This is a genomic window from Salipiger sp., assembly GCF_059781815.1.
The window spans coordinates 1-9,827 of the sequence record NZ_JBYNAH010000163.1; the positions used below are offsets into that span (position 1 = coordinate 1).

Sequence of the window (9,827 nt, forward strand, 5' to 3'; positions counted from 1 at the left end):
TTAAGCCCTTGCGCCTAGCCGCGTAAGGCGGGGTTCGCAGGCACCTGGCAACAGAAGCCTGCACTTCCCACCCTCCGACATCTGCGATGGATTGCCCCGGCCCGGCGGCCTTCCGACGCGCCGCTCCTGCCCCCGCCACGATTGACCGGAGCTTGCCCGGCTGCCAGCATCGCCCTCATGCTGCGCCCCGCCCTCCTCTGCCTCGCCTGCCTCGCCCCGCTGCGCGCCCATGCCTGCGAGACCGCGCTGCTCCTGGCGATGGACGTGTCGAATTCCGTCGACGTCGCCGAGTACCGCATCCAGGCCGAAGGGCTGGCCCTCGCGCTGGCCGATCCGGTGATCGCCGACATCCTGGTGCAGGACAAGGTCGCCATCGCGGTGATGCAATGGGCCGGGGAGCAGCGCCAGCAACTCAGCATCGGCTGGACCCGGATGACCAGCGCCGCCTCGGTGGCGGGGCTCGCGGCGCGGGCCATCGCGATGGAGCGCGCCTTCGTGCTTTCCGACACCGCGCCCGGCCCGGCGCTGCACGCGGCCATCGACGCCTTCGCCAGCGCGCCCGCCTGCCGGCGCAAGGTGATCGACGTCTCGGGCGATGGCACGCCCAATTCCGGCGGCCCGCCCGCCGCCGCCCGGCAGCGCGCCGAGCGCGCGGGAATCACCGTCAACGCGCTGGCCATCGAGGCCCCGGGCCAGGGGCTCGCGGTGAGCAATTTCTTCCGCCGCGCGCTGATCACGCGCGACGGCTTTGTCATCACCGCCCGCGGCCACCGCGCCTATACCGAGACCCTGCGGCGCAAGATCCTGCGCGAGATCTCGCGCGTGACCGGCTGAGCGCGGTCCGTCCCCATGCGTCATGATCCCGTTACAAAACCAGGTCAGAGCATGCCCATGCCCACGTTTTCCCGTCTCTTCAAAGAGTTCGGCCGCATCGGCCTCCTGAGCTTCGGCGGCCCCGCCGCGCAGATCGGCCTGATGCACCGCGTGCTGGTCGACGAACGCCGCTGGCTCACCGAGCAGCAATTCCTCTCGGCGCTGAGCTTCTGCATGCTGCTGCCGGGCCCCGAGGCGATGCAGCTCGCCACCTATGCCGGCTGGCGCCTGCGCGGCACCGCGGGCGGCCTGCTCGCCGGCGCGCTCTTCGTGCTGCCTGGCGCGCTGGTGATCGCGGCACTTGCGGCGCTTTACGCCGCCTTCGGCACCGCGCCACAGACCGCAGGGCTGATGCTCGGGATCAAGGCCACGGTGATCATCATCGTGGTGCAGGCACTGATCCGGCTGCAGGCAAAGGCGCTCTCCGGGCGCGTCGACCTGCTGATTGCCCTCCTCGCCTTCGCCGCGCTCTACCTCTTCCGCGCGCCGTTTCCGCTGGTCATCGCCGCCGCCGGGCTCTGGGGCTGGCTGGCCAGTACCGCACCGGCGGCGCAGCCCGCCCCAGAGCCCGCGCACGCCGCGCCGACCCTGCAGCGCATCGCGCTCTGGGGCGGGCTCTGGCTGCTGCCGCTGCCGCTCCTGTGGCTGGCCGGAGAAACCCTGCTCTTCGATCTCGGACTGTTCTTCGCCAAGCTCGCAGTGGTCTCTTTCGGCGGCGCCTACGCGGTGCTGGCGTGGATGGCGCAGGAGGTGGTGGAGATCCGCGGCTGGCTGACGCCGGAGCAGATGGTCGATGCGCTGGGTCTGGCCGAGACCACGCCGGGGCCGCTGATTCTCGTCACCCAGTTCACCGGTCAGCTGATCGGGCACGAGGCCGGCGGCTGGGGGCTGGCGCTCGCGGCCTCGGTGCTGACGCTCTGGATGACCTTCCTGCCCTGCTTCCTTTGGATCTTCGCCTTCGCGCCGCATCTCGAGCGGCTGCTGGCCCGCCCACGCCTGCAGGGCGCGCTCAGGGCCATCACCGCTGCGGTGCTCGGCGTCATCGCCAACCTGTCGCTCTGGTTCGCGCTGCACGTGCTCTTCGCGGACACGATCACCGCGCCCGCGCCGCTGACCGCGACGCTGCCGGTGCCGTCGAGCCTGCGCCCGGAGGCCGTTCTGCTCGTGGCCGTCGCCGCGGTCCTGATGCTGAAACTCAGGCGCTCGGTGCCGCTGACGCTGGCGCTCACCGCCGGTGCGGGCTGGGCAATCGGGCAGGTGCTGACCTGACGGGCGATGCAGCTTGCGGCGGGCAAGCGCCGCGCCGCCGGACGAGCTGCTTGCATTTTCCTGCCGCAGAGGCTTTTCCTCGCCGACAGATCGAATAAGGTACCCAGAAAGACCACAAGGAATTGTGCCATGTCCGGCGGCATCGACTACGGCAACCTCATGCATCGCGCCATGCGCGGCCTGATCCACGACGTCCTCACGGATGTCGCCGAGCGGGGGCTTCCCGGCGACCACCATTTCTTCATCACCTTCGACACCCAGTACCCGGATGTCGAACTGGCCGACTGGCTGTCCGACCGCTATCCCGGCGAGATGACCGTGGTGCTGCAGCACCGCTTCGACGATCTCGAGGTGAGCGAAGACGGATTCGCCGTCACCCTGAGCTTCGGCGAGGCGCCGGAGCGGCTCTACATCCCCTATCACGCGATCAAGACCTTCGTGGACCCATCGGTCGAGTTCGGCCTGCGTTTCGAGACCCAGGACGACGACGAGGAAGACGAGGACGAAGACGATCCGACCCCGCCCGAGGGCGGCCCGGACGGCCCCTCCGAAGGACAGCACGACGCCGAGGTGGTTCGGCTCGATTCCTTCCGCAAGCAGTGATCCGGGCGGCCGGGTCCGCGTCGAGCCGGGATGTTAACGGTATCCCTTGGTATGCAGCCTTGCCTTTCCCGAACCACGGGGTAAGAGATTGCGCGACCGCGTTCCAAAGGAGGTTCCCGTGACCCAGACCCGCACCGAAACCGACAGCTTCGGCCCGCTCGAGGTTCCCGCAGACAAGTACTGGGGCGCGCAGACCCAGCGCTCGATCATGAACTTCCCGATCGGCTGGGAGAAGCAGCCGGTGCCGATCATCCGCGCGCTTGGCGTGGTGAAGAAGGCCTGCGCCATGGCCAACAAGGCCAACGGCGCGATGGAGGCCGAGATCGCCGACGCGATCATCGCCGCCGCCGGCGAGGTGATCGACGGCAAGTTCGACGACAACTTCCCGCTGGTGGTCTGGCAGACCGGCTCGGGCACGCAGTCGAACATGAACGCCAACGAGGTGATCTCGAACCGCGCCATCGAGATGCTGGGCGGCGAGATGGGCTCGAAGAAGCCCGTGCACCCGAACGACCACTGCAACATGGGTCAGTCCTCGAACGACACCTTCCCGACCGCCATGCACGTGGGCATCGCCATGCAGGCGCGCGACGTGCTGCTGCCGGGTCTGAACAAGCTTCTGGCGGCGCTCGAGGCGAAGTCGGACGAGTTCAAGGACATCATCAAGATCGGCCGCACCCACACCCAGGACGCCACGCCGCTGACGCTCGGCCAGGAGTTCTCGGGCTACGCGCACCAGGTCCGCAAGGGCATCGCCCGCGTCGAGGCCTGCCTGCCCGACATCTACGAGCTGGCGCAGGGCGGCACCGCCGTGGGCACCGGGCTCAACACCAAGAAGGGCTGGGGCGAGGCCGTGGCCGCGAACATGGCCGAGATCACCGGCCTGCCCTTCGTCACCGCGCCGAACAAGTTCGAGGCGCTGGCAGCGCATGACGCCATGGTGATGTTCTCGGGTGCGCTCAAGACCGTGGCCGCGTCGCTGTTCAAGATCGCGAACGACATCCGCCTGCTGGGCTCGGGCCCGCGCTCGGGCCTCGGCGAGCTGATCCTGCCGGAGAACGAGCCCGGCTCGTCGATCATGCCGGGCAAGGTGAACCCGACCCAGGCCGAGGCACTGACCATGGTCTGCGCCCATGTCATGGGCAACGACGCCGCGGTCGGCATGGCCGGTTCGCAGGGTCACTTCGAGCTCAACGTCTACAATCCGATGATGAGCTACAACGTGCTGCAGTCGATGCAGCTTCTGGGCGACAGCGCCTCGGCCTTCACCGACAACATGGTGGTCGGCATCCAGGCCAACGAAGCCCGGATCGAGAAGCTGATGAAGGAATCGCTGATGCTGGTGACGGCGCTGGCGCCGACCATTGGCTATGACAACGCCACCAAGGTCGCCAAGACCGCGCACAAGAACGGCACGACCCTGCGCGAGGAAGCCATCGCGCTCGGCTTCGTCGACGAGGAGACCTTCGACCGCGTGGTGCGCCCCGAGCAGATGATCGGCCCCAAGGACTGATCCGCGGCCGCAGCCTGGATAGACACGGAAAGCGGGCCCCCCGGGCCCGCTTTTTCGTTTGCACCACAGCCCGGACAGAGTCGCAAAAATTTTATCTAAAATTTTTTCGCGCCCGGCGACGGAAAAGCGTCGCCCCTGCGTATCACCTGTGATGCGGGGTGTCCCAAAGGCCGCGTATCCCTTCAAAGGCCGCCACTCACTGTCGCGTCCCGCCGTGCTCCCGTCGCATGCTGTCCCCCCAGGGTGACGGGAGCCGGCAAATTCTCCCGGAAGTTGTTGAATTCACCCGTTGCGAAACCCATGTGCCGCGCTAAGTTTCGCCACATGAGCAAAGTCATTAACCTGAACAAGGCCCGCAAGGCCCGCGCCAAGGCGGAAAAGCGGGTCACCGCCGATCGCAACGCCGCGCTGCACGGACGCAGCAAGGCGGACAAGGCGCTCGACAAGAGCGTGGCCGACAAGGCCGCGCGCGACCTCGACGGCCACAGGCGGGACGAATGACCGGGCGGCCGATCAAGCATTCCCTCAGCCTGCGCGGCCACCGCACCTCGGTTTCTCTCGAAGAGGCGTTCTGGAACGAGTTCCGCGCCATCGCCAAGGCCGAGGGCAAGGCGCTGAATGCGCTTGCCGCAGAGATCGACGAGACCCGAGGTCTCGAGGCCGGGCTCGCATCGGCGATCCGGGTTTATGTACTGAAACACGTCAAGGCCCGCGCCGACAGCTGAGCGGGGTGGAAATTTCTTTGGCAAAGAAATTTCTGGCGCGGTGGCGCAGGGACACCCGGACTGAAAAAGGGCGCTCCTCCGCGGAGCGCCCTTTTCCGTAAGACGAACCCAAGCGCGGGTTTCAGGCCTCGGCCAGCTTGCGCTCCCGCGCCTCACGAAGCCGGGCGAAATCGTCGCCGGCGTGGTAGCTCGAGCGGGTCAACGGCGTCGCCGAGACCATCAGGAAGCCCTTGCCGAAGGCCGCCTTCTCGTAAGAGGCGAACTCCTCGGGCGTCACAAAGCGGTCGACCGCGTGGTGCTTCGGCGTCGGCTGCAGGTATTGGCCAATGGTCAGGAAATCCACATCCGCGGCGCGCATGTCGTCCATCACCTGCCGTACCGCCTGCGCATCCTCGCCAAGGCCGACCATGATGCCGGACTTGGTGAAGATCGACGGATCGAGCTCCTTCACCCGCTGCAGCAGGCGCAGCGAATGGAAATAGCGCGCACCGGGACGCACCTCCGGGTAGAGCCCCGGCACGGTCTCGAGGTTGTGGTTGAACACGTCGGGCTTGGCGCGGACCACCACCTCAAGCACCTCGGGGGCACATTTCAGGAAGTCCGGCGTCAGGATCTCGATCGTGGTCTCGGGAGCGCGGTGGCGGATCGCGCGGATGGTCTGGGCGAAGTGCTCCGCCCCGCCATCCTCTAGATCGTCACGGTCAACCGAGGTAATGACCACGTGGTTCAGCCCCAGCTTCTGCACCGCGTCGGCCACGCGCCCGGGCTCGAACACGTCGAGCGCGTCGGGCCGGCCAGTGGCGATGTTGCAGAACGAGCAGCCGCGGGTGCAGATGTCGCCCATGATCATCATGGTGGCGTGGCCCTGGTTCCAGCACTCGCCGGCATTGGGGCAGCCCGCCTCTTCGCAGACGGTCACAAGCTTGTGCTCGCGCATGATGCGATGGGTTTCCTGGTAGCCCTTGCCGGTCGGTGCCTTGACCCGAATCCAGTCCGGCTTCTTGGGCTGCGGATTGTCCTTGCGATGCGCCTTTTCCGGGTGACGCTGGGTCGGGATCTTGATGTCGCGCAACGGTTCTTCCCCGCAATATCTTAAGATTTACCGGGCAACATACAGCACTGCAGGGGGAGTTGCCAGTGCGGCCGGCGCCCGCGCCGGCAGCGTATCCCCTTCGGTACCGAGTGGTCCCCCTGCACCCTTTGCCCGCATCGCAACTGGCGCGATTTCGGGCTGGACGGGCTTCGCGGCCTTGGATAGATCGGTTCTCAGTGCGGGCGTGGCGGAATGGTAGACGCGTCGGATTCAAAATCCGATTTCCGAGAGGAAGTGTGGGTTCGAGCCCCACCGCCCGTACCACCTCTCCCACGATCAGCATCGACAGCCCGCCCGCCAAAACGTGACACCACACATCTGCGCGTGGCCGCGCCCGGGACGGCGAGCGCGCGCCCCGAAAGGCGCGCCCACATAAATCGCGGCTTACTCGCTGGTTTCGACGATCAGCAGCTCGCGCTCCGAGGCGCCCCGCGCGTGGCTCAGCGCCTCCTGGTATTCCGGCGAGTGGTAGCAGGCCTCGGCGGCCTCGACGCTGTCGAACTTCGCCACCACGTTGCGCGGCCGCTCGGTGCCCTCGAGCTGAACGTAACGCCCTGCCCGCGCGATGAAATGTCCGCCATGCTTGGCGATGGCCGGCCCGGCAAGCTTGGCATAGCGGCCATAAGCCTCCTCATCAGTCACGGTCACATGCGCGATCCACAGTGCAGGCATCTCAGACTCCCTCGACGATGACCACATCCCGCTTCGACGCCCGCAGGGCGATCGGCAGGATGCGCTGATATTCCGGCGAGTTGAACCAGCGCTCGGCAGCGGTGCGGCTGGGGAACTCGACGATGACATGGCGGCTCGGCGCGGTGCCCTCGACCACCTCCTGCGGCCCGCCCTTGACCAGGAACCGCCCGCCGTATTTTTCGGCGAGCGCAATGGTCTGGCCGGCATAGACGGCATATTCCTCGGGATCGGTCACGTCGATGCGGGCGATCATGTAAGCGGCCATGGTCAGCCCGCCAGCACGGCTTCTGCCGCCTTGATCGCCGCCTCGGCCTCGGCCGCATCCTTGGCCCCGCCCTGCGCCATGTCGGGGCGGCCACCGCCGCCCTTGCCGCCAAGCGCCTCGACCGCCGCCTTGACCAGATCGACCGCCGAATGGCTGCCGGTCAGGTCCTCGGTGACGCCCGCCGCCACGGCCACCTTGCCGCCGGTATCGGCGATCAGCAGCACCGCGCCCGAACCGAGCCGCGCCTTGTGCTCGTCGATCAGCGGCGGCAGGTCCTTGCCGGAGACGCCGCTCAGAACCTGCGCCACGAAGGAGACACCGCCCACCTCGCGCGCTTCGGCACTGCCGCCCTGCCCCGGCCCACCGGCCATGGCGAGGTCGCGGCGCAGCTGCGCCACCTCGTTGTCGAGCTTGCGGCGCTCCTCGAGCAGCGACGCCACCCGCGAGACCGCCTCGGCGCCATGCGCCTTGAGCATGCCCTCGATCTCGCCAAGCGCCTTGTCGCGGCTGCGCAGCTCGGCCATGGCGGCCTCGCCGGTCAGCGCCTCGATGCGGCGCACGCCTGCGGCAGATGCGCTCTCGGAGGTCAGCGCGAAGGTGCCGATATCGCCCGTCTGGGCGACGTGGGTGCCGCCGCAAAGCTCGATGGAATAGGTCTGCCCATCGGCGCCCTTGCCCGAGCCCGCCTGGGTGCCCATCGAGACCACGCGCACCTCGTCGCCGTATTTCTCGCCAAAGAGCGCCTGCGCACCAAGCGCACGGGCATCGTCCGGGGTCATGATGCGGGTGCTGACCGGCGAGTTCTGCCGGATGAAGGCGTTCACCTCGCGCTCGACGTGCGAAATCTCCTCCGGCGTCAGCGCCTTGGCATGGCTGAAATCGAAGCGCAGGCGCTCCGGCGCGTTCAGCGAGCCGCGCTGCGCGACGTGATCGCCAAGCGCCCGGCGCAGCGCCTCGTGCAGCAGGTGCGTGGCCGAGTGGTTGGCACGGATCTTGCCGCGACGCGCGTGATCCACCTCGAGCGCCACCGCCTCGCCCTTGGCGAAACGGCCCTGCTTTACGGTGACCTGGTGAGCAAACACCTTGCCGCCGCCCATCTTCTGGGTGTCGGTGACCTCGGCGAGGTCATGCTCATCCTCGAGCCGGCGCATCCAGCCGCTGTCGCCGACCTGGCCGCCGCTCTCGCCGTAGAACGGCGTCTGGTTCAGCACCACCCAGCCGCTCTCGCCGGCCTCGAGCGCGTCGACCTCCGAGCCATCCTTGACCAGCGCCAGCATCTGGCCCTCTGCGGTCTCGGTGTCGTAGCCGAGGAAATCCGTGGCACCCTTGGCGTCGGCGATCTCGAACCAGATCGCCAGGTCCGCCGCCTCGCCCGAGCCCGACCACGCGGCGCGCGCCTTGGCCTTCTGCTCGGCCATGGCTTCGTCGAACCCGTCGGTGTCGACCTCGCGGCCACGCTCGCGCAGGGCATCCTGCGTGAGGTCGAGCGGGAAGCCGTAGGTGTCATAGAGCTTGAACGCCGCCTGACCGGGCAGCTTGGCACCCTCGCCAAGGCCCACCAGCTCGTCGTCGAGCAGCTTGAGCCCGCGGTCGAGCGTCTGCTTGAAGCGGGTTTCCTCGAGCTTCAGCGTCTCTTCGATGAGGGCCTGGGCGCGCACCAGCTCGGGATAGGCCTGCCCCATCTGGCGCACCAGCGCCGGCACCAGCCGGTGCATCACCGGATCCTTGGCGCCCAGCATGTGGGCATGACGCATGGCGCGGCGCATGATCCGGCGCAGCACGTAGCCGCGGCCATCGTTCGACGGCATCACGCCATCGGCGATCAGGAACGAGGTCGAGCGCAGGTGGTCGGCGATAACCCGGTGATGGGTCTTGCCCGGCCCGTCGGGATCGCTCGAGGTGGCGTCAGCCGAGGCCTCGATCAGCGCGCGGATGAGGTCGGTCGAATAGTTGTCATTGGTGCCCTGGAGCAGCGCCGCGACCCGCTCGATCCCCATGCCGGTGTCGATCGACTGCATGTCGAGCGCCCGCATCGAGCCGTCCTCGAACTGCTCGTTCTGCATGAAGACGAGGTTCCAGATCTCGACGAAACGGTCGCCGTCTTCCTCCGGCGAGCCCGGAGGGCCACCCCAGTACTTGTCGCCGTGATCGAAGAAGATCTCGGTGCACGGGCCGCAGGGCCCGGTCGGCCCCATCATCCAGAAGTTGTCGTTGGTGTCGATGCGGATGATCCGGTCTTCCGGCACGCCGGTCTTCTTCCAGATCTCGGCGGCCTCGTCGTCGGTGTGGTAGACCGTCACCAGCAGGCGCTCGGCGGGAATGTCGAGCTCGCGCGTCACCAGCTCCCAGGCGAAGGGGATGGCCTCTTTCTTGAAGTAGTCCCCGAAGGAGAAATTCCCCATCATCTCGAAGAAGGTGTGGTGGCGGGCGGTGTAGCCCACATTGTCGAGATCGTTGTGCTTGCCGCCGGCACGCACGCATTTCTGCGCCGTGGTGGCGCGCTGGTAATCGCGCGTCTCGACCCCGGTGAAGAGGTTCTTGAACTGCACCATGCCCGAGTTGGTGAACATGAGCGTGGGGTCGTTGCGCGGCACGAGCGGGCTCGAGGGCACCACCTGGTGCCCCTGCTTCTCGAAATAGCTCAGAAAGGTTGAGCGGATATCGTTCAGGCTCGGCATGATCGTCCTTGTCTGGCTGGGGTCTCAGCGGTCCGCGCAGGTGTATCGCCACGCCCGCCCCCTGTCCATAAGCCGCAACAGAAAAGCCGCCCTCCGCAGATCTGCCGGCGCCCCA

General features: G+C 67.5%; 10 protein-coding genes, 1 tRNA gene and 1 other RNA gene. 8 read left to right on the forward strand and 4 right to left on the reverse strand.

What is annotated here, in order from left to right:
• The 7 genes from ssrA to AC6RA4_RS17370 all read left to right on the forward strand — a co-directional run.
• Nucleotides 1-65, forward strand: a transfer-messenger RNA (tmRNA) gene (ssrA, locus tag AC6RA4_RS17340); the annotation flags it as partial.
• 112 nt (nt 66-177) lie between these two features.
• Entirely contained in the window at nt 178-834 is a 657-nt protein-coding gene (locus AC6RA4_RS17345) for a DUF1194 domain-containing protein (RefSeq protein ID WP_500162493.1), read from the forward strand.
• Nucleotides 835-891: 57 nt separating this feature from the next.
• A complete protein-coding gene (gene chrA, locus AC6RA4_RS17350; protein WP_500162495.1) occupies nt 892-2,142 on the forward strand; it encodes a chromate efflux transporter in 1,251 nt (416 codons plus the stop codon).
• Nucleotides 2,143-2,271: 129 nt separating this feature from the next.
• Nucleotides 2,272-2,745 carry an SspB family protein gene (locus AC6RA4_RS17355; protein ID WP_500162497.1) on the forward strand — a complete coding sequence of 158 codons (474 nt, stop codon included), beginning with the start codon at nt 2,272-2,274 and terminating at the stop codon, nt 2,743-2,745.
• Between the two features lie 118 nt (nt 2,746-2,863).
• Nucleotides 2,864-4,258 (forward strand): class II fumarate hydratase, encoded by a 1,395-nt coding sequence (gene fumC, locus AC6RA4_RS17360; protein ID WP_500162499.1) that lies wholly within the window; start codon nt 2,864-2,866, stop codon nt 4,256-4,258.
• Between the two features lie 324 nt (nt 4,259-4,582).
• A complete protein-coding gene (locus tag AC6RA4_RS17365) occupies nt 4,583-4,759 on the forward strand; it encodes a DUF4169 family protein (protein ID WP_500162501.1) in 177 nt (58 codons plus the stop codon).
• Nucleotides 4,756-4,983 carry a ribbon-helix-helix domain-containing protein gene (locus AC6RA4_RS17370; protein ID WP_500162502.1) on the forward strand — a complete coding sequence of 76 codons (228 nt, stop codon included), beginning with the start codon at nt 4,756-4,758 and terminating at the stop codon, nt 4,981-4,983. Before AC6RA4_RS17365 ends, AC6RA4_RS17370 begins: the two co-directional genes overlap by 4 nt.
• Nucleotides 4,984-5,104: 121 nt before the next feature.
• On the opposite strand, the gene lipA is transcribed toward AC6RA4_RS17370, so the two are convergent.
• Nucleotides 5,105-6,055, reverse strand: coding sequence for a lipoyl synthase (lipA, locus tag AC6RA4_RS17375; RefSeq protein WP_500162504.1), 951 nt, complete (start codon nt 6,053-6,055; stop codon nt 5,105-5,107).
• A gap of 199 nt (nt 6,056-6,254) precedes the next feature.
• Between lipA and AC6RA4_RS17380 the strand changes: the two genes are divergently transcribed.
• Nucleotides 6,255-6,340: transfer RNA gene (locus AC6RA4_RS17380), tRNA-Leu, on the forward strand.
• 120 nt (nt 6,341-6,460) lie between these two features.
• Here AC6RA4_RS17380 and AC6RA4_RS17385 read toward each other — a convergent pair.
• The 3 genes from AC6RA4_RS17385 to alaS are packed head-to-tail and all read right to left on the reverse strand — an operon-like array spanning nt 6,461 to nt 9,712.
• The gene (locus tag AC6RA4_RS17385) at nt 6,461-6,748 is read right to left on the reverse strand and encodes a DUF1330 domain-containing protein (protein ID WP_500162506.1); all 288 of its coding nucleotides are present in this window, start codon (nt 6,746-6,748) and stop codon (nt 6,461-6,463) included.
• Between the two features lies 1 nt (nt 6,749).
• Nucleotides 6,750-7,034 (reverse strand): DUF1330 domain-containing protein, encoded by a 285-nt coding sequence (locus AC6RA4_RS17390; protein ID WP_500162507.1) that lies wholly within the window; start codon nt 7,032-7,034, stop codon nt 6,750-6,752.
• Between the two features lie 2 nt (nt 7,035-7,036).
• Complete coding sequence (alaS, locus tag AC6RA4_RS17395) at nt 7,037-9,712, reverse strand: alanine--tRNA ligase (protein ID WP_500162509.1); 2,676 nt, start codon at nt 9,710-9,712, stop codon at nt 7,037-7,039.
• Between the last annotated feature and the right edge of the window lie 115 nt (nt 9,713-9,827).